The sequence below is a fragment of the Stappia indica genome, assembly GCF_020177335.1.
In the GTDB taxonomy this organism is placed as follows: domain Bacteria; phylum Pseudomonadota; class Alphaproteobacteria; order Rhizobiales; family Stappiaceae; genus Stappia; species Stappia indica_B.
The window spans coordinates 44,416-64,673 of record NZ_JAIVMG010000007.1 but is presented as its reverse complement, the minus strand read 5'-3'; the positions used below and the strand labels follow the sequence as shown (position 1 = coordinate 64,673).

Sequence of the window (20,258 nt, the reverse complement as noted above, 5' to 3'; positions counted from 1 at the left end):
TGTCACACCGCCGGAACGCAGCACTTGGCGTGCGGTTTGCCCGGCTCAATGCTTAATCGCCAAATCCTTAAAATCGGTATAGAAGGGCGCGTCCCTTCCAAACTGGACTTTCGTTCATGCAATTGCGAACCCGGGTGGCGGCCTTCTTCGCCGCCCAGTTTTTCGGCCTTGGCCTGTTCCTGCCGTTCTTTCCGCTGCTGCTGAACGAAGCCGGGCTCAGCGCAGGCGAAATCGGCACCCTCTTGGCGGTTCCGATGATCGTGCGGCTCATCGCCAATCCGCTGGTCAGTGGGCTGGCGGACCGCTACGCCACCCCGGCCAGCGCCATCACCACCTTGTCGCTCCTGTCGCTGGTGGGCTTTTCCGGATTTTTCTTCATTGGCGGCTTCGTGCCCATGTTCCTTCTGCTACTGGTGACCGCTTTCGTCTGGTCACCGCTGATGCCGCTTGGCGACGCGCTGGCCGCCCGGGTGGAACGGGAAGGGGGCGGGGACTATGGCCGCATGCGCCTGTGGGGCTCGGTTTCCTTCATCGTCGCCAACCTGATCGGCGGTGTGCTGGTCGGCGGCTGGACCCGGGAGGTGGTGATCGGCGGCATCATCGCCGGGCTCGTGTGCGCCGTGGCCGTGGGCCGGGGCTTGCCGGGGCGCCCGGAGGCGGCGGTGACGGATGGGGAGGTCCGGAGCTGGACCGGCGTGACGACGGTGCTGACACCGGGCTTCCTCATGGTGCTGTGCGCCACCGGGCTGATCCAGGCCAGTCACGCGGCCTACTATGCCTTCAGCGCGCTGTTCTGGGCGAAGGCCGGCATTCCCGGCTCGGCGGTCGGGGTGTTCTGGGGTCTGGGCGTGGTGACCGAGATCGGTCTGTTCGCCATTGCCGGGCAGCTTGGCCTGCGGCTTGGCATCGCCGGGCTCTTGGGCCTTGGCGCCGCCGGAGCCACCTTGCGCTGGCTGCTGTTTCCGCTGGCCACCGATCCTTTGAGCGTGGCGCTGTTGCAGGCGCTGCATGGGCTCAGCTTCGGCGCCAGCCATCTGGGGGCGGTGGCCTATGTGGCACGAACCGCGCCGCCGCGCTGGGCCGGAACGGCGCAAGGGGTGATGTCGATGATGGTCGGTCTTCTGACCGCGCTGGCCTCGGCGATGGCCGGGCAGCTTTATTCGCTTGGCCCGGAGCTCGCCTTTCACGCCATGGCGGGGCTGTCAGCGGCCGGCGGGGCCTTGCTGGTGGCCAGTGCGCTGCGCCGGCGCTGGCGCGGCGGCGGAGCGGGCCTTTAGGCGGGCGCTCTGCCGGCGTTCGCGGCGGGGGATGTGAAAACGGGCGCGGATCGGAAAGGATCCGCACCCTGAACGTTGTGACAAATCCTCTGGGGGCGTCCTCCCGGACGACGCGCAAGCGGAGATCCGGGATCGGCGAGGCACGGCCTTTCGGTTCCAGCCGATTGAAAACGCACACCTCCTTTCGGCTCCCCGATCCCGGGTCGCGCTAAAGCTTGCCCGGGATGACGCCAAGACATGAGGCGACTCTGGTCTCCGCCGCACCTTGCCCCACTCTCTGCGTCCTCCCGGACGGAGCAAAGCGGAGATCCGGGATCGGGGAGGCACGGTCTCCCGGTTCCAGTCCTATCTTTCGGCACCCCGATCCTGGCTCGGGGGCCGAGAGGACGCGGGGCCATGGGGCATCGACTTCGATCATACGCAAGGAACATCGTCATCTTCAATGTCTGAAGGAGAGACGAACTCACCGCAATGAGTTGATGACGCCAGGAAATGTTTCGCCTCTTGCCAGCAGTGGATGGGCGCGGATCCGAAAAGAGCCGCGCCCGTCTTGTGTGTGCCTGAGGTGGGATCAGCCCCAGAGATCGGCTCCGGCGGGGTACATGGTGCTGCCCTCGAATCGCAGGCCGGGCACCCGGTCGGTGGCCAGGAGCAGCGGCGCGTCGAGATCGACGAAATCGGCCCGCTGGGCCAGGATCATCGCCGGCGCCATGGCCAGCGAAGTGCCGACCATGCAGCCGGTCATGATCGCCAGCTTTTGCGCGCGCGCGGCCTCGAACAGGGCGAGCGCCTCGGTCAGGCCGCCGGTCTTGTCGAGCTTGATGTTGACCGCGTCATAGAGCGGTGCCAGCCGGGGGATGTCGGCGGAGGTGTGCAGGCTTTCATCCGCACAGACCGGCACCTTGCGGGCAAGGCCGGCGAGCGCCGCATCCTCGGCCGCCGGCAGGGGCTGCTCGATCAGCTCCACCCCGGCCTCGGCGCAGGCGCTCATGTGGGCGTCGAAGTCGGCAAGGCTCCAGCCCTCGTTGGCATCGACGATCAGCCGGGCCTTCGGCGCAGCAGTGCGCACGGCGGCGATCCGCTCCGCGTCTCCCGCCCCGCCGAGCTTGATCTTCAAGAGCGGCCGCTCCGCCGCCTTCGCCGTGTCGGCGGCCATCTTCTCCGGCGTGCCGAGGGAGATGGTGTAGGCGGTGACGACGGGTCCAAGCGCCGGCAGGCCGAGCAGTTCCGCGACGGTCTTGCCTGCCTTCTTCGCCTCCAGGTCCCAGAGCGCGCAGTCGAGCGCGTTGCGGGCCGCGCCCGCCGGCATGGCCTGTTGCAGGCCATGCCGGTCGAGACCGCGTTCCAGCTCGGGTGCCAGCTTGCGGATGTCCTCCATCACCCCGTCGACGGTCTCGCCGTAGCGGGGGTAGGGGACGCATTCGCCCTGACCGGCATGATCACCCTCGCGCACGCGCGCCACCACCACATGGGCGTGGGTGCGGCTGCCGCGGGCGATGGTGAAGGCGCCTTCGATCGGCCAGCTTTCGGTTGTGACCTCCAGCGCGATGGTCATGGCGCGCCGAACTCCTGCGCCAGCTGGTCGACCACCTGATCGGCGCCGAAGCGGACCGGATCGCAGGCCGGCAGGCCGTATTCGGCGGAAAGCTCCGCCAATACGCGGCGGGCCTCGGCCTCGTCGAGGGCAGCGGTGTTGACGCAGATGCCGACGCAGCGAATGTCCGGATTGGTGAGCTTGCCGCAGGCGATGGTCATGTCGATCACCTGCTGGATCGTCGGCAGGGGCGTGGAGACGCCGCGCATGGTCTTGCGGGTCGGCTCGTGGCAGACGACGAAGGCATCGGGCTGGGAGCCGTGCAACAGGCCGAGGGTGACGCCGGCGAAGGAGGGGTGGAACAGCGAGCCCTGACCTTCGATCACGTCCCAGTGATTCGCGTCCGCCGCCGGGGAAATCCATTCGGCCGCCCCGGAAATGAAGTCGGCGACCACGGCGTCGAGCGAGACGCCGCGTCCGGAGATGAAGATGCCGGTCTGGCCGGTGGCGCGAAAGTCGGCATCGAAGCCACGGGCGCGCATGGCCGTTTCCAGCGCCAGAGCGGTGTACTTCTTGCCGACCGAGCAGTCGGTGCCCACGGCCAGGAGCCGCTTGCCGCTGCGCTTGGTGCCCTTGCCCGTGTCGAATCGCTCGTCGGAATGGCGCACGTCGAAGAGCTTGCGGCCGGTGCGTTCCGCCGCTTCCCGGATCGCGGGAACGGCGCCGAGGCGCATGTGCAGGCCGCTGGCGACATCCAGTCCCGCTTCCAGCGCGTCCACCACCGAGGCAACCCAATGCTCAGGAAGCACACCGCCGGCATTGACGGCGCCGATCACCATGGTACGCACACCGGCGGCGGCGGCCTCCTTCGGGGTCATCTCGTCGAGCGCGGCATCGGCCTTGCAGCCCGGCAGGCGGTATTGCCCCAGGCACCAATCGCGGCGCCAGTCGACAATGCCAAGACCGGTCTTGGCGGCCAGCGCATCGGGGACATCCCCCAGGAAGAGCAGGTAAGGATGGGCGATTTCCATCGAAGGCTCCTTGAGCGATTGAATGTGTTCCGTTTCCGGTCGCAGCGGGTCTGTTGCCGCCTTGCCGGGCAGAAGGTGCCGCCAATCTGGACGCTGGCAGCGGCTGCAAGGTATACGTGGCCTTCGGGATGGCCGGCAAGAGGCGACGCAAGACAGTCATGACGATCCATGCGGCACAAGATCTACCAAGACTGAGCGTTTCCGGCGATGCGCATACCTGCCGCGTCGTTGCCGAAGGCCCCTGGACGATCTTTCACAGCGAGGTTCTGGAGGCGGCGCTGGCCGATCTTGCCGTGCCGCCCGCGGCGAAGGTGATTCTCGACCTGTCGCGGCTCAATGGCCTCGACACGGCGGGGGCATGGCTGCTGCACCGCCTGCAGGCGGAACTGGAGTTTCAGGGGCGCCGGGTCATCATCACCGGGCTGGAGGGCTCCTACCGCGCGCTGCTTTCCGAAGTGGAGCAGCATCACCCGCCGGAATGGGTGCCGGAACGCCATCCGCTGTCACTGGTGCGGCTCTTGGAGATGACGGGCCGGCAGGTGGTCGAGGTCTGCAAGGATGCGGTCGCGGTGCTGCACATCGTCGGCTCGATGGTGACGGTGCTGTCGGGGGTGTTCGTACGGCCGCGCTGCCTGCGGCTGAAGTCGGTCGCCAACCAGTTCGACCGCTCCTGCATTGGCGCGGTGCCGATTGTCATGCTGATGAGCTTCCTGATCGGCGCGATCATCTCGCAGCAGGGCGGCTTCTATCTCAAGCAATTCGGTGCCGATATCTACGTGGTCGACCTGGCGGGCGTCCTCGTCCTGCGTGAGATCGGGGTGATCCTGACGGCGATCATGGTGGCCGGCCGCTCCGGTTCGGCCTTCACCGCGGAGCTGGGTTCGATGAAGATGCGCGAGGAAATCGACGCGCTGCATGTCATCGGCCTGCATGTGACCGAGGTGCTGGTGATCCCGCGCCTGCTGGCGTTGATCCTGGCGCTGCCGGTGCTGACGTTCCTGTCCGATCTGGCGGCGCTGTTCGGCGCCGGGTTGGTGAGCTGGGTCTATCTCGATATTCCGCCGCGTGTGTTCATCGACCTGATGCAGGTGGCGGTGTCCACGGACACGCTGCTGGTGGGGCTGGTGAAGGCGCCGTTCATGGCGCTGATCATCGGCCTCGTTGCCTGCGTGGAAGGCATGAAAGTGTCCGGATCGGCCGAATCGCTGGGCCGTCACACCACCTTGTCGGTGGTGAAGGCGATCTTCATGGTGATCGTCGTCGACGGTCTGTTCGCGATTTTCTTCTCCTCGATCGGGATCTGACAGATGGCCAATCCGCTGAACGATCCGCTGACAAAGGCCCCGCATGGCGATGACGACGATGTGATCCTGCGCGCGCGCGGCGTCACCGTCGGCTTCGGGCCGGTGCTGGTGCTGAAGGATCTCGATCTCGACGTGCGCAAGCGGGAAATCCTCGGCTTTGTCGGTGGATCGGGGACAGGCAAATCGGTGCTGATGCGCGCCGTTCTCGGGCTGACCCCGCGCCGGGCCGGCAGCATCGAGGTGTTTGGCGTCAATCTGCAGGACGCCGCCCCGGAGGAACGGCTGGCGGTGGAGCGGCGTTGGGGCGTGTTGTTCCAGCAAGGGGCGCTGTTTTCCTCGCTCAATGTGCGGCAGAACATCCAGGTGCCGATGCGCGAGCACATGCGCATGTCGGAACGGCTGATGGATGAGCTGGCGCTTCTCAAGCTGGAAATGGTGGGATTGCCGCGCAGTGCCGCCGAAAAATTCCCCTCCGAACTGTCGGGCGGCATGATCAAGCGGGCCAGTCTTGCCCGCTCGCTTGCGCTCGATCCGGAGCTGGTGTTCCTCGACGAGCCGACGGCGGGGCTCGATCCGATCGGCGCGGCGTCCTTCGATGCCCTGATCCTGAAACTGCGGGAGACGCTGGGTCTGACCGTCTACATGGTCACCCATGACCTGGACAGCCTGCATTCCATTTGCGATCGCGTCGCGGTATTAGGGGACAAGAAGGTCCTGCGAGCCGGCACCATCGAAGAGCTGATGCGCTTCGACAATGCCTGGGTCCAGTCCTACTTCAACGGCGAACGTGCCTTGCGTCGGGTATAGGCATAAATCGAGGTCAGAATGGAAACCCGCGCAAATTATGTCGTCATCGGCGCTTTCGTCTTCGTCACCCTGTTCGTCGGCTTTGCGTTTATCTATTGGCTCGGCAGCCGGGCGGAAGGGCCACGCGCCTTGCCCGTCAAGGTGGTCTTTCCAGGCGCGGTGACCGGGCTTTCGGTCGGCGGACAGGTGCTGTTCAACGGTATCAAGGTGGGCGATGTGGGCAATCTCGGCTTCGATCCGAAGGACCCCAGCGTCGTGATCGCCACCATCCGTGTCAGCCCGACGACGCCGCTGCGCAAGGACGTCAAGGCAACGCTCGGCTTCGGCACCCTGTCCGGCATCGCCTATGTGGAACTCTCGGGGGGATCGCTCTCCGCGCCGTTGTTGCTCGATCCGGAGGCGGAAGAGCCGCCGGTGATCTATGCCGAGCGCTCCGCCTTCGAGGATATCGTCGAAGGCGCCCGCGATATTCTCGGTCGGGCCGATTCCATGCTCGCGGCGGTGGAGACCATCGTCAACGAGAACCGCGACGATGTGGACGAGATCATGACCAATGCGCGGATCTTCTCCGGTGCGCTGGCCAAGAACGCGGATGGGGTCGAGAACTTCATGAGCAGCGTCGCCAGCACCGGTGAGGCGCTGACGCGCCTGTCCGGGCGGTTGGAGGGGCTGGTCGACAGCGCCACGGCGATTGTCGATGCGGTGCCGCCGGAGAAGGTCACCAGCATCGTCAATGACGCGGCGGAGGTGACGCACAAGGTCGCCGGAGCGGCCGATGGGCTGACCGAGTTGCTCAAGACCGCGGAGGCCGCCGGCGCCGATCTGGAGAAATTCACCCGAGGCCTGAACCAGAGCCTCCAGGAATTCGACAAGGTGATCGCCGCGGTCGAACCGCAGTCGATCGCCGAGATCGTTGATGGGGTCGCGGCCTTCGCCAAGGTGCTCGAAGATCGCTCGGCCGATATCGACCGGCTGGTCGTTTCGACGTCGGAGACGATGGCAAACATCGAACAGGTCACCCAGCTTGCCGTCGAGGAGAAGGCGACGGTCAAGGAGGTCATCGAGGACGCCAAGATTGTCAGCGAAAAGCTGGTGAGCACCGTGGAGAGCGTCAACGGTATTCTGGAGGCCGTCGATCCGGCCAAGGTCAGCAACGTGATCGCCTCGGTCGACCAGTTGACCGCAGGCATCGCCGGGCGCACGGAAAAGATTACCACGGCGATCGACGATGCCTCTGAAGCGGTGGCGAATGCCACTGAGTTCTCGCGCAGCCTGAAGGGACGCGGTCCGGAGATCGACCAGATCATGACCGATGCCAAGGACCTGGCGGCCAAGCTGAATGCCAGCGGAACCCGTATCCAGGGGATCGTCGAGAAGGTCGGCGTGATGGTCGACGGCGATGGCGAGGGCTTCATCGCCGAGGCAACCAAGGCAGCGGCCTCGGTGCGCCAGGTGGCAGATGTGCTGGCGGAGCGCGTGGGGCCGATCACGGCGGGCTTGCAGAAGTTCACCCAGCGGGGCTCGGCCGACTTCTCGGCGGCGATGACCCAGCTCAGCCGGACGCTGGTGGAAATCCAGCGCACGGTCACCAATCTCGACCGCAATCCGCAGCGGGTGATCTTTGGTGGGCCGGACAAGCCGACATTCGGCGGGGCGCAGCGTCGATAATGCAGGGGCGGGGGCGACTGGGGGTTGTTGGCAGCTTTTCAATGTTGCTACAAAGCCCCGTTGCCGCTCGGTCCGTTGTCACCGCGGGGCGATTCTCGGGTTGGGGTGGTGCATAGAATGGAAAATGGGGCTGGCAAGACGGGGATTCGGGCGCGCCGGATGGCGGATCTGACCCGGGCGTTCGTTGTTGCGGGACTTCTCGCCCTGACCGGTTGCGCGAGTAGCGGGCCGGATGCGCTCTATGGCCTGACCACGCCGACCGGCGAACAGCTGCGGGTGCGGACGACCAGCCGTCAGGTTCTGGTTCCCGAACCGCGTGCCTTGCAGTCGCTCGACACCAATTCCATCGCCGTGGTCGATGCCGGGCCGGTCTACACCTACTTTCCGAAAGCCGCCTGGACCGACACCCTGCCGAAGGTGGTGCAGGCCAAGCTTGTTCAGGCACTGGAGAACACCGGTGGCCTGCGCGGTGTCGGCCTGCCCGGCGAAGGGCTGTTGATCGATTATCAGCTGCAGACCGACCTGCGCGCCTTCGAACTGCGCATCGATGGCGCGGATCGGGCGGTGGTCGAGGTGATGGCCCGGCTCGTCAACGACCGCAATGGCCGCACCCGCGCCAGCCGTGTGTTCCGCGCCGAGGTTCCCGCCTCCGGCACCGATGTGGCCAAGGCCGTCGAGGCCCTGAACGTGGCCGCCGACCGGGTGCTGCGCGAAATGACCGCCTGGGTTCTGACCCAGGTCTGAGCCGGGCGCCGTCCGGTCCAGTCATCACGAAAATACAGTCAGGCTGCCTGTCCCTCGCCGCAATGAGGGGCGGAAGCGTTGGCGCGCGTGCGGGCTGCCGGGGTGTCTTCTGACAGGCGCTGAAACTACGTGAGGGGAGGAGGGCGAAGGCTGTGCCGCCCCTGAAAACCAGCCCCGTCTCGGCCTCTTCGGTTCTCCGATCCCGGCTCGGGGGCCGGGACGACGCCGAGAGATGAGGCGGGGGTATTCTTCCTCCAGCTAGCGCCTCGCTCTACGCGGCCTCCCGGACGCAAGCGCATGCGAAGATCCGGGATCGGCGCGCCACAGCCTTGCGGCTCCAGCCTCATGAAAATGCCGGCCGTTCCGCTCTCCGGCCCCGGTGGTGCTGACGCCAGGCGGGGGGGAGGGGGCGCGAAGAACCAGGCAGGTCCGTCCTGAAAAAAAAGCCCCGCCGCTGGCTGCGACGGGGCTTTGCTATTGGTTCCCTCCCGAGGGAGGGCCGTTGTCTTGCCCTGCCGCCGGTTGAGGGGCGGCAGGGTTGAGGACGATCAGTCGAGACGCCCGCTGGCATGGGCCAGCATGGTGTAGACCTTGCCCGTGTCGGAGGTCAGGTAGGTCTGGCTCATGACGTTGTCCCGGTCGTTGCGCGAGACCTGCGACAGGAGCTGCTCGAAGTCCTTCAGGTAGCGGTCGACGGCCCCCCGGAATTCCGCGTCGCGCGCGTATTTCTGGCGGATCTCATCGAAGGTCTGCTGTCCCTGCAGGGTGTAGAGCCGGCGGGTGAAGACATGACGCTCACCCTGCTTGTAGCGGTCCCACAGGTCGATGAAGGTCTCGTGATCGATGGCCCGGGCGATGTCGATCGACAGGGAGTTCAGCGACTCCACCATCTGCAGCGGCGAGCGCGGCGACGCCTGGTCCGCTTCGCTCGTCGGCTGCTCGTCCTGGGAGGCGCGGCGCAGCAGGTCGCTGACCCAGCCCTTGCCCTGCTGTCCCTGATCCGCCGCCGGACGCTTCTCGCTCCGCTCCGGCGCCTTGGCCGGCTCGAAGTCGCTCAGGGTCGTGCGGCGCAACTCGCCACGCACCGACTGGGGCGTCGGTGCCTGAGCGGGGGTCGGTGCGGCCGGCCGGGGGGCCGGCTCGGCGGCGCGCGGTGCGGCAAGGGTGCCGGCCGACGCCATGGCCCGTTCGCCAGCCCGGGAGGTGTCGAGGGCATTGCTCTGCCGTGCGACGATCTCCGACAGCTCGCTCAAGGCGCGAACCTGCTCGCTGACCACCTTGCGCAGGGCAGAGGCGGACTGCTCGGCTTCTTCCGGCAGGTCGAGAATGCCGCGCTTCAGCTCGCCGCGGGTCTTCTCCAGCTCGCGATGCACATCACGGGCGACATCGCGCATGCGCGTGGTCGCATCGGTGAAGCGCTCGGAGGCATCGGCGAGGGTCTTGGACATCTCGGCAACGATCTCGTCCTGGGTCGCCCGGACGGCCTCGCGGGCCTTCTGGCCTTCGATGCCGGCGGACATGCGCATGGACTCGAACTGCTCGGTGACGGCCGCGGTGGCGGCTTCCGCCGCCGCGGTCAACATCCGCGTGACTTCGCGGCTCTTGTCATCGGCGGCGTTGAGCGTCGTTTCAAGCTGCTTGGAGAACGTCCGCATCAGGCTGTCGACCGCCTCGGTCTTGGCCAGCAGCGTGTCGGCAACCTCCTCGATGGCGGTCTTGCGCTCGCCCACCCGGGTTTCCACGTCGCGGTTGGTCTCTTCCAGATGCTTGGCCGCATCGGTGAGCTGACGTCCGTGCTCCTCGAACCGGCCCGCCAGAGCTGCAAGGTCGGAAAGGACCGTGTTGGACACCTCCTTCAGCACACCGGTCTGGTCGGTGATGAGGCCGGTCGAACTGGTGGTCTCGGTAACGGCGCGGTCAACGGCGGTGCGGAATTCCCCGGCGCTGCGCGACAGGGAGCTTTCGATCTGGCCCAGGTTGGTCCCGGCGTTCTCCACGACCTCACTGAGCTGCGCGTTCGACTGGGTGAGCCGGTTGAGCAGGGCGGTGATGTCGCTTTCGAGCTGGTCCTTGGTGCCGGACAGGATCTCGGCCGCCGACTTGCTGCGCTCGTCGAGGCGCGCAACCAGCTGGTCGCCTGCCTCCATCAGCGAGCGGGTGGCGTCGAGACCGGTGCGGGCGAAGCTGTCGGCCACATCCCGGCCCTTGACCGTGATGGCTTCGAGGATCGCGTCATGCACCTCGCCGACACGGCCGGTGAGATCCTGCGCGCGAGCCTCGATCGCCTTGACGAGGGCATTGCCATCGGTGGCGACAAGCTCGGACAGGGTGCCGGTGCGCTCCTCAAGCGCCTGATTGAGCGCATCGGCACGGGCGAGCAGATCGTCGGCGACCGCCTGGCCGCGCTCGGACAGAAGCTCGGCCGCTTCGCGAACCGCGCCAGCCACCTTGGAGCGAACCCCATCGGCCTCGCCGGCAACGATGTTCTGGATCTCCTCCATGGTCCGGGCCAGCACGACACGGGCCTGCTCGCTCTCGGCGGTCAGGGTGCCGGACACCTCGGCGACGGTGCGGGTCAGGTCCTCGCGAACCTTTTCGCTTTCGCCGCCAAGCGCACCGCTCATCTCCGACAGGGAGCCGACGAACAGGGTGCGGGCCTTCTCGCTTTCCGCTGCCAGCGACCGGGCCGCTTCGCCGATGGCCGAGAACAAGAGGTCGCGGACCTGCTCGCTCTCGCTCGACAGGGAGCCGGTGGCGGTGTTGAGCGCCTGGATGATGGCGTCGGCCGCTTTCTCGCTCTCGCTCTGCATCGCGCCACGCGCTTCGCCGACCGAGCCGAGAATGATCTGACGCAGACGCGCGCCCTCGCCGCCGAGCTTCTCGGTGGCGCTGTCGAGGGTCGTCTCGACGATCTCACGCAGCTTGTCGCCTTCGCCGGTCAGGATGCCGGACATGCGCTCGACCGTGCCGCCGGCCTCGGTCAGCACATCGGTCAGGATCAGGCGCGCCCGCTCGCTCTCGGAGGAGAGGGTGCCGGAAATCGCCGCCAGACGGTCGGCGAGGATGCGTTCCAGCTCCGCCGAACGGTTGTCGAGGGTCTCGGCGACCTCGAACACCTTGGAGCCGAGCGACACATTGATCTCGGCGATCCGGTCGGACAGGGTTTCGGTGAGTTCCTGGCTCTGACGCGACAGCACCGCACCGGCGTCCGTCAGCCGCTCGTCGAGGGCATGGGACATCTCGTTCTGACCGTCGACGAAGGCGGTGGCGATCTCGCGGGTCCGGGCGATCAGCGTCTCGCTGATCTGACGGGCGCGGGCGTCCAGCGCCTGGTCGATGCGTTCGGTGCCGGTCGACATGGTCTCGGCCAGATGCTCGGCCTTCTCCGACATGGACGTCGCGGCCAGTTCGACCTTCTCGCTGATCTTGCCTTCGAAGCTGGCCAGATGCATTTCGATCGACCGGCCGATGCTTTCCGAGCGCGCCGACAGGCTGTTGCCGATCTCCTCGGCGCGGTTGCCGAGCGAGGCGCTGACCTCCTCCACCTTGGTGGAAAGCTGGAGGGTGATCGCCTCGGAGCGGTCCTCCAGGATATCGGCCATGGCAACGGTCCGGGCGTTGAGGGCTTCGGACAGCTTTTCGGTGCGGCTGTCGATGGTCTCCGCCAGCGAACCGGTGCGCTGTTCGAGGGTGGTCTCGAAATGCGTGGTGCGGTCGCGCAGGGTGGTGTTGATGGCCTCGACGCGGCTGTCGATGGTCTCGGCCAGGGCGCCGGTGCGGGCTTCGAGGGTGGTCTCGAACTGCGCGGTGCGGTCGCCCAGGGTGGCGTTGATGGCCTCGACACGGCTGTCGATGGTCTCGGCCAGGGCGCCGGTGCGGGCTTCGAGGGTGGTCTCGAACTGCGCGGTGCGGTCGCCCAGGGTGACGTTGATGGCCTCGACACGGCTGTCGATGGTCTCGGCCAGGGCGCCGGTGCGGGCTTCGAGGGTGGTCTCGAACTGCGCGGTGCGGTCGCCCAGGGTGGCGTTGATGGCTTCGATCCGGCTGTCGATGGTGCTGGCCAGGGTGCCGGCCCGCGCATCGAGAGAGGTTTCGAACTGCGCAGTGCGGTCGCCCAGGGCCGTGGTGATCGTCTCGATCCGGTTGTCGATGGTGCGGGCCAGGGTGCCGGCGCGCTCATCAAGGGAGACCTCGAACCGTGCCGTGCGGTCGCCCAGGGTCGCGCTGATCGTGTCGATCCGCGTGTCGAGGGTTTCGCCAAGCGCGGAGGCGCGCAGATCGAAGGTGGTGTTGAGAGACTCGATCCGCCCGTCGAGGGTCTCGCCGAGATCCGCGGTGCGCCGCTCGAAGGACGACACCAGCGAGGTGCCGCGCTCGTCGATCAGGAACTCCATCCGCTGCAGATGACCAGAGAGGCCCTCCTGCAGGCTGGCGCCGCGTGCACCCAGGGTGTTGTCCAGCTTGTCGCCGATGGCGGTCAGCTCGCCGGCAACCCGCTCGCCGCGCGACCCGATCAGGTGGGCCAGCTCGGTGCCGGTCTCCGACAGGGTGAGGGCGAAGCTGGAGGTGTGCTTCTCCAGCGAGGTGTTGAGCGAGGCGGCCGCCGTCTCCAGCGTCTCGCGGAACGAGCTGGTCTGGCTGTCGATGAGCGTGGCCATTTCGCGGCTGCGCTGCTCCAGACGGCTGTCGAGGGCTTCGCCATTGACGGAGATCGCCTGGTGGATCTTCTCGCCGACGGAGCCGAGCCGGTCGGCCAGCTCGGTGCCGCGCACGGTGATGGTCTCCGACAGGCTGCCGGCGGTCTCGTCCAGCTTGGAGGCGATTTCGCCGCCGCGCAGGGACAGATCGACAACGATGGACTCGCCGGTGCCGCGCAGGATCTCGGCGACCTCGTTGGTGCGCGAGGAGAGGGTCTCGACGATCTCCGCGCCCTTGACGGAGATGGTGTCGGTAACCTCCTGGCCGCGCAGGGAAATGCTCTCCACCACCCGGTCGCCGGTGTTGGCCAGCGAGGTGTCGAGGCCGGTGACGCGCTCGTCCAGGGTGGACAGCAGTCCCTCGGTGCGGGTGGTGATGGTGTCGATCAGCTTGCCGCTGGTCAGCGACAGGTTGGCGGTGATCTCGTCGCCGCGCTGAGCGATGGTGTCGCCGACGGTGGTGCCGGTCAGCGTCAGTGCCTCGGTGATCTCCGTGCCGCGCTGCGACAGGGTCTCGACGATCGTGCCGCCGGTGGAGGCGATGGTGGAGGTGATCTCCTCGCCGCGCTCGGACAAGGTGGTGACGATCGAGCCGCCGGTGCTGGCGATCGAGGAGGTGATTTCCTCACCGCGTCCCGACAGGGTCTTGACGATGCTGTCGCCGGTGGAAGCGATGGTGGAGGTGATTTCCTCGCCGCGCTCGGACAAGGTTGCGACGATCGAGCCGCCGGTGCTGGCGATGGAAGAGGTGATTTCCTCGCCGCGACCCGACAGGGTCGAGACGATGCTGTCGCCGGTGTTGGCAATGGCGCTGGTGATCTCGTCGCCGCGCCCGGACAGGGTGTCGATGATGGAGCCACCGGTGGTGGCGATGGCGGTGGTGATCTCCTCGCCGCGACCGGACAGGGTCTCCACGACCGTATCGCCGGTCTTGGCCAGGGTGTCGTTGATCTGGGTGCCGCGCGCGGTGAGGGTCTCCACGAATTCGCTTGCCGTCGCGGCGAAGCGGTCGTTGATCTCCGTACCGCGGCTTTCCAGCGTCTCGGCAAACAGGGTGCCGGTGCTGTTCATCGTGTCGACCAGGTTCTGGCCGGTGCCGGTCAGGCGCTCCACATAGGAATCGCCATGGGAGGCCAGGTTCTCGATCAACTGGCCGCCAGCGGTGTTGAAGGTCTCGGTGATCTCGCGCACGCGGCTGTCGACGGTGGCGGTCAGATCGCCGACACGACCGTCGATGGCAACGGTGAGGCGTTCCGTTGCGGTGTCGGCGATGCTGCCGATCTTCTCCGAGGTGGAGGTGAGCTGGGCGGCAAGGCTCTCATGGGCGCCGGTGATGGAATCGCGCACCCGGTCGGCATTGGAGACCACGGCCTCGCGCTGGGTGACCAATTCCTCGATCAGAGAGCGGATCTTCAGCTCATTGTCGTTATAGGAGCGCTCCAGCGAGGAGACCTCGTTGTGCACCAGCACTTCCAGTTCGCTGGCGCGGGCAATGGCGCGCTCGATGCCGTCGCCCATGGCGGCGACCTCGCGGCGGATGGCCTGTCCGACGCTGAGAATGGATTCCTTGGCAACGTCCTCCGGCTCGGCGAGGCGCAGGGCGACCTCGGTCATGCCGCGGGCGACGATGCGCATCTCCTGGGCGCGCCAGATCATCAGCGCCATGATCCAGAAGAACAGGATCGGCACGAGGATGGCGACGCCGGACAGAACGAGGAACGGCGCGGCGACGAGATCGTCGAAGGACGAGATCGCGGCGATATCGCCGGAATAGGCGGACAGGGCGAGGCGGCCGCCGAGGCCACCCCAGATCACGGTGAGGGCGAGGGCGAACCAGAAGGGCGCCGCGGACGGACGGCGCTGCAAGGCGTAGATCAGGTTGCCGATGGTGCGGCGGTCGTCATTGGCCGCAGATGTGGGGCGGCCGCCGCCGCGACCGCGCCGGCGCGCGGGGCCTGAGCCTTCCGCCTCCGACGTATCGCCATTGGCGGGGGTTGGCAGGGGCTTGCCGCCGGTCGCCTCCGGCCGGGCCCTGGTTTCGGCGGAGGCGGTTGCGGCGCTGTCGCCGTCGGACCCTTCCGTATCTCCGAAGTCGATCTTCAGCGCCTCTTCGACTGCCGAAAGGGCTGCCTCGGAGGGATCCTTCACCTTCGGGGGATTTGCCATGTTCAACTCGCCTCGCGTCCGTACTCGTTACACATCGGGTGCCACGGCGCTGTTCAGCGCGCCGTAAAACCTCACGGCACAGCTCTCGGTTCCGGCGCCGGGCACCGGAGGACGAGATGGCGGGAAAACGCCGCATGTCGGGTCGGCCTCTGACCCGAAACATACGTTTCCCAACCTTGCCGCATCCCCTTAGCTAATGACACAATCCTAACAGGTGAACAAGAATTTGCAGAATCCGCACAAGGGGATGACGGAGATGGCTCGTGCTCGAAACGAAGTCGAAAATGGCGCTTCGAAGCGTGCCGGAGCCCGGCACGGATCCCGTTCGCCGATGCGCAAGCCGACCCGCGCGCAGCGGGCCTGGCTGCGCCGGGGGCTCGATCAGGCGGGTGGGAAACTGCCGCTGTTCGATGCCGAGGGGCGCAAGGTGCCGGAGAAAACGATCCATGCATGCCTCGCCTGCGGTTGGGCAGAGCCTTGGTTTTCCAATCCAATCAAGCCTGACTGGCTGGTTTGCCGGCTGATGCAGGAAGGGCGCCGGGCGGTTGCCGACCCCGACGGCTGAGCGGTCCGGGCGCGTCGATCTCACACCTCTATGGGCAGGCCTCAACGGCTTTGGCGCGGCGCTTTCGGCGTGCGTGGTCGGGTGCGCCTGGGCCGTACCCGCAAAGCCGTTCAAATGCGTTTATTTCCGTTAACCAAAGATTCACTTTGTTGGAAGGCGAGGTGGTTCTCGCCCGTTTTCCTTAACGTCGCTTTCGCCGATGTCGGCAAAACTGGCCTCCTGCGGGGCGCGGTGTCCGGTTTCAGGCGGAATCAGCGGGTGCAGCGAGACCCGCTTGCAAGGTGAAGGGGAAGGGGACGACCATGAGGCAGATGGCGACGGCCGAGAGCCCGGACGCGAGTGCAGCACGGGACCCGGCGCCGATCGATCTGGCGCATCTGTCGCGGCACACGCTCGGCGACCGGGATCTGGCGCGGGAGGTGCTCTTGCTGTTCGCCCGGCAGGCGGAGCTTTTGATGGGGCGGATCGACGCACAGGAAGCGGCGGCGGACCTTGCCGATACGGTGCACACCATCAGCGGTTCGGCCAGGGGCATTGGCGCCTGGAAGGTCTCGGCGGCGGCGGAGGTGGCGGAAGCGGCGTTGCGCTCCGGTGAGCCGGCGGATCTTTCCCCCTTGCGGGCGGCAATCGAAGAGGCACGTTTCTTCATTGACGGGCTGGTCTGACAGCAACCTGTGGTGGTGAAAATCTCGTAGGGTGGTGACGGTTGCGCTTGACCTTTGGCGCTGATTGGGTATGTCGGTGGACGGAAATCCCATTCGTCCTACAATGCCGAGACCGCCAGCCCATGCCAAAGATCACCTACATCACCGCCGACGGAGCCGAGACCGTCGTGGACGCGCCCGCCGGATCGACGGTGATGGAAAACGCCATCAAGAACATGGTGCCCGGGATCGAGGCGGAATGCGGCGGTGCCTGCGCTTGCGCCACCTGTCATGTCTATGTGGATGATGCCTGGGCGGCGGCCACCGGCGCGCCAGAGGCGATGGAAGAGGACATGCTTGACTTTGCCTATGACGTGCAGCCGTCCTCGCGGCTGTCCTGTCAGATCAAGGTGAGCGATGCGCTCGACGGTCTGGTGGTGCGCATTCCCGAGCGCCAGGCCTGAGCCTGGGTCTTCGCGCTGGCTGAAGGCATTGGGCTTCAGCCGCTGGCGCTGAGCCTGCCAGAGCTTTGACCTCTCGACACGCAAGACACCGCGATCAGCGATGTCATCGTGGCAAGATCGCACTTGAAAGGCGCCCGTCCGGTGGCGCAAGCGCTGAGTGTGATGACAAAGCCCCACACTCCGCGTCCTCCCGGACGTAAGCGAAGCGGAGATCCGGGACCGGAGAGCCACGGCCTCGCGGCTCCAGCTGATTGAAAACGCACGCCTTTCGGCTCCCCGATCCCGGGTCGCGCTTGAGGCTTGCCCGGGATGACGCCGAGGCGTAGGGCATTCGTTTCCCTCATGCGCAAGATCATCGTCATCCTCAATGCCCGCATGAGAGACGAAGTCGCCGCAGTGAGTTGATGACGTGGGTGAGGTCCCTGACGCGGAACGCCGGCCTTGCGGTTTGTCAGCAGTCAGGGCGCCCGTCCGGTGAGACAGGCGCCTTTTTTGTGTGTCGGTTGGGGCGTTATTCGGCCGGTGCGGCGGCCGGGCGTTGCCAGAAGAAGGTGACCTCGTTGCCCTCGCGCGGATCCTGCGGCACGAGACGGGCCAGGAACAGGCTGATCGCGGCCATGCCGGCGCCGATCAGGAAGACGGCGGCAGGGGACACCAGCCAGATCAGACCGAACAGCGCCGGGATGAAGACGGCGGCGATGTGGTTGATGGTGAAGGCGACGCCGGCGGTCGGCGCGATGTCGGCCGGGTCGGCGATCTTCTGGAAATAGGTCTTCATGGCAATCGCCACGGCGAAGAAGGCGTGGTCGATCACATAAAGGGCGGCGGCCAGCGTCGGATTGGTGACGAAGGCATAGGTTGCGAACACGCCGATCAGGCCGATGTATTCGAAGGTGAGGGCGGTGCGTTCGCCGAACCGGACAATCAACTGACCGATCTTCGGCGCCAGCAGCATGTTGAACACCCCGTTCAGCAGGAACAGGCCGGCGACCTCGTGCACGTCATAGCCGAAGCGCTCCACCATCAGGAAGCCGGCGAAGACGATGAAGATCTGGCGCCGGGCGCCGCCCATGAAGGTCAGCGCATAGTAGAGCCAGTAGCGGCGGCGCAGCACCAGCTGCTTGCGCTGGGGCACGCCTTCGCGAAACTGGGGATAGGCGATCACCAGAAAGGCGAGCACGCACAGGGTCAGCAGCCCGGCGATCAGGAAGACCGTGGCGAAGCTCAGGTTGAAGGTCTTCCAGGCGACGAAGATCAGGCCATAGGCAATCAATTGGGCAAAGGCGCCGACGGAGATGATCTTGCCCATGCCGGCAGCAGCGGTCTGTTTCGGCAGCCACTGCAGCGACAGGGACTGGTTCATGGTCTCGTAGTAGTGGAAGCCGACCGACATCACCAGTGTGGTCAGGTAGAAGCCCCAGGTCGTCGGGAAGTAGCCGGTGACCGCGACGCCGATGCCGAGGAAGGCGAGCGACAGATAGGCGAGCGTCTGCTCGCGCATGATCAGAAGCACATAGATTGCGGTGAAGGCGAGAAAGCCCGGGATTTCCCGGATCGACTGCTGAATGCCGATCTCGCGGCCGGTGAAGGCAAGCTCCTGCACCGCGAAATTGTTCATCAGGTTCCACCAGGCGGCAAAGGAAAGCTGCATGGCAGCGGCCATGACCATCAGCATCACCAGCGGCGAGCGCCAGCCGGTGCGAATTTCCGGTGCCGTCGGCGGCAGGGGGGCGGTGGAGGTGGCGGGCGACGTCATTTTACCAAGACCTTCAGGGCGTACGGGACGGTCGAACGCCCGCAAGGACCGGGAATGGTCCGGTGTGGACGAACAGAAACAGGCATGAGGCCGGGCCGGGTGACGGGAAGCGGTATCGCTCTTCCGCGTCCAACCAGGCGCGACCATCTCCGTAATACCCCGGAGAGAGGTTGCCGCGTTATCGCTATTTTGTCAGATTATGTCTATGATACGTCAGGATCGGTCTCCGATGTTCCGTGTGCAACGGGCAAGAGGGCTGCGATCAGGGGAAGGCGAGCGACATGCCCATGCCACGCGACTATCAACTCGCCGCTGCGGAGTTCGACCGGCTGTTGAGCCTGGCGCGGGAGGCTGCGGATCTGGCGACCCGCAATCAGTCGTGGACGATGGTGCAGGCGGTGTTTCTGGTCTTCCGGAGGCGATTGACGCCAGCGGAGGGGATCCGCTTCGCGCAGACCTTGCCGGCCATGGCGCGGGCGCTTTTCGTGGCCGAATGGGATCCGGCGCAAGCAGTGGTTCCCTTTGTCGATCGCGCTACGCTCACCCGAGAGGTGCAGGCGGTGCGCCAGCACCATAATTTCGCGCCCGATAGCTGCATCGCCGATGTGGCGGCGGCGGTCCGGGGCTGTGTCGATGGGCAGGCGTTCGAGCGATGCCTCGCCGATCTGCCTGTCGAGGCGCGCGCGTTCTGGTCCGTGCCGGCGTAGGGAACGGACGGGCGTTGTGGTGCCCCGTCCGCAGGAGACTTGAGTCATGACGATCCATCCGCTGCGCTACGGTCCTCAGCCGGAGGACCATCCGGATCCGATCATTTCCTTCGTCGGCGAGCAGGCGCGCGGATCGGAGACCACCCCGCATTCCCATGATCGGGCGCAGCTGTTTCACATCCAGCGCGGGTCGGTGACGGTGCAGACCCAGGAGGGCAGCTTTGTCGTGCCGCCGGAGCGGGCGATCTGGTTGCCGCCGGGGGTGGTGCACTGCTCCACCTATCACACGGCGACGGATATTCGCTTTCTCTACATTCGCACCGAAGATTTCGGGAGCCTACCGGGGCGCACCAGCGTCGTCCACGTGACACCGCTGTTGCGGGAGTTGATTTCGGCCTTCATGGCCTCGGCGCCGGATTATGCGAAAGGGTCGGCGACGGCGCGGCTGGCGCATGTGCTGGTCGACCAGATCGCCGGGTCGCGGGCGGTGCCGCTGCATCTGCCGTTGCCGCAGACGGAGCGATTGCGCGCGGCGGTGGCGCCGCTGGCGGAGGATCCGGCACGGGAGGTCGCGGTGGAGGAGCTGGCGGCGCGCGCCCACCTGTCGCTGCGCTCCTTCGAGCGGCATTTCTCGCGCGAGACCGGGCTGACCTTTCGCGCCTGGCGCCGGCAGGCGAAGCTGATGAAGGCGGTGGAATGGCTGTCGCAAGGCACTGCGGTCGGCGAGATTTCCGACCGGCTCGGCTATGAGGGGCCGAGTGCCTTCGTCGCCACGTTCAAGAAGGCCTTTGGCGTCACGCCGGGGCGGTATTTCGCCGGGTAGGCCTGGGGCAAAAAGAAAACGCCCCCGTGCCGAGGGGGCACGGGGGGCGTCATCTGCAATCGGCCATGGAC

14 protein-coding genes are annotated in these 20,258 nt (G+C 66.4%); 10 read left to right on the top strand and 4 right to left on the bottom strand.

Annotation, left to right across the window (positions count from 1 at the left end; genetic code table 11):
* The first annotated feature begins 116 nt into the window (after positions 1-116).
* A complete protein-coding gene (locus LC062_RS11000) occupies positions 117-1,277 on the top strand; it encodes an MFS transporter (protein ID WP_224911084.1) in 1,161 nt (386 codons plus the stop codon).
* 571 nt (positions 1,278-1,848) lie between these two features.
* On the opposite strand, the gene dgcA is transcribed toward LC062_RS11000, so the two are convergent.
* Positions 1,849-2,832 (bottom strand): N-acetyl-D-Glu racemase DgcA, encoded by a 984-nt coding sequence (gene dgcA, locus LC062_RS10995; protein WP_224911083.1) that lies wholly within the window; start codon positions 2,830-2,832, stop codon positions 1,849-1,851.
* Positions 2,829-3,842 carry an N-acetyltransferase DgcN gene (gene dgcN / locus LC062_RS10990; RefSeq protein WP_224911082.1) on the bottom strand — a complete coding sequence of 338 codons (1,014 nt, stop codon included), beginning with the start codon at positions 3,840-3,842 and terminating at the stop codon, positions 2,829-2,831. The genes dgcA and dgcN overlap by 4 nt, the downstream gene beginning before the upstream one ends.
* Before the next feature lie 158 nt (positions 3,843-4,000).
* Between dgcN and LC062_RS10985 the strand changes: the two genes are divergently transcribed.
* From LC062_RS10985 to LC062_RS10970, 4 genes are all read left to right on the top strand, one after another.
* Entirely contained in the window at positions 4,001-5,146 is a 1,146-nt protein-coding gene (locus tag LC062_RS10985; RefSeq protein ID WP_224911081.1) for an ABC transporter permease, read from the top strand.
* A gap of 3 nt (positions 5,147-5,149) precedes the next feature.
* Positions 5,150-5,953, top strand: a complete 804-nt coding sequence (locus LC062_RS10980; RefSeq protein ID WP_224911080.1) for an ABC transporter ATP-binding protein — start codon at positions 5,150-5,152, stop codon at positions 5,951-5,953.
* 18 nt (positions 5,954-5,971) lie between these two features.
* On the top strand, positions 5,972-7,621 hold the full coding sequence (locus tag LC062_RS10975) for an MlaD family protein (protein ID WP_224911079.1): 1,650 nt from the start codon (positions 5,972-5,974) through the stop codon (positions 7,619-7,621).
* 159 nt (positions 7,622-7,780) lie between these two features.
* Positions 7,781-8,365 (top strand): ABC-type transport auxiliary lipoprotein family protein, encoded by a 585-nt coding sequence (locus tag LC062_RS10970; protein ID WP_224911078.1) that lies wholly within the window; start codon positions 7,781-7,783, stop codon positions 8,363-8,365.
* A 548-nt stretch (positions 8,366-8,913) separates the two neighbouring features.
* Here LC062_RS10970 and LC062_RS10965 read toward each other — a convergent pair.
* Positions 8,914-15,228 carry an apolipoprotein A1/A4/E family protein gene (locus LC062_RS10965; RefSeq protein ID WP_224911077.1) on the bottom strand — a complete coding sequence of 2,105 codons (6,315 nt, stop codon included), beginning with the start codon at positions 15,226-15,228 and terminating at the stop codon, positions 8,914-8,916.
* Positions 15,229-15,442: 214 nt separating this feature from the next.
* Here LC062_RS10965 and LC062_RS10960 point away from each other — a divergent pair, with 214 nt between their 5' ends.
* From LC062_RS10960 to LC062_RS10950, 3 genes are all read left to right on the top strand, one after another.
* Positions 15,443-15,793, top strand: coding sequence for a hypothetical protein (locus tag LC062_RS10960; protein WP_224911076.1), 351 nt, complete (start codon positions 15,443-15,445; stop codon positions 15,791-15,793).
* 302 nt (positions 15,794-16,095) lie between these two features.
* Positions 16,096-16,458, top strand: a complete 363-nt coding sequence (locus LC062_RS10955) for an Hpt domain-containing protein (RefSeq protein ID WP_224911075.1) — start codon at positions 16,096-16,098, stop codon at positions 16,456-16,458.
* Positions 16,459-16,580: 122 nt separating this feature from the next.
* Positions 16,581-16,901: a 2Fe-2S iron-sulfur cluster-binding protein gene (locus LC062_RS10950; RefSeq protein ID WP_224911074.1), complete on the top strand. Its 321-nt coding sequence runs from the start codon at positions 16,581-16,583 to the stop codon at positions 16,899-16,901.
* A gap of 511 nt (positions 16,902-17,412) precedes the next feature.
* Here LC062_RS10950 and LC062_RS10945 read toward each other — a convergent pair.
* Entirely contained in the window at positions 17,413-18,657 is a 1,245-nt protein-coding gene (locus tag LC062_RS10945; RefSeq protein WP_224911073.1) for an MFS transporter, read from the bottom strand.
* Between the two features lie 281 nt (positions 18,658-18,938).
* On the opposite strand from LC062_RS10945, the gene LC062_RS10940 reads away from it, so the two are divergent.
* Together LC062_RS10940 and LC062_RS10935 are read left to right on the top strand one after the other, a co-directional pair.
* Positions 18,939-19,364, top strand: a complete 426-nt coding sequence (locus LC062_RS10940) for a DUF2267 domain-containing protein (protein ID WP_224911072.1) — start codon at positions 18,939-18,941, stop codon at positions 19,362-19,364.
* A gap of 46 nt (positions 19,365-19,410) precedes the next feature.
* On the top strand, positions 19,411-20,187 hold the full coding sequence (locus LC062_RS10935; protein WP_224911071.1) for an AraC family transcriptional regulator: 777 nt from the start codon (positions 19,411-19,413) through the stop codon (positions 20,185-20,187).
* Positions 20,188-20,258: the final 71 nt, after the last annotated feature.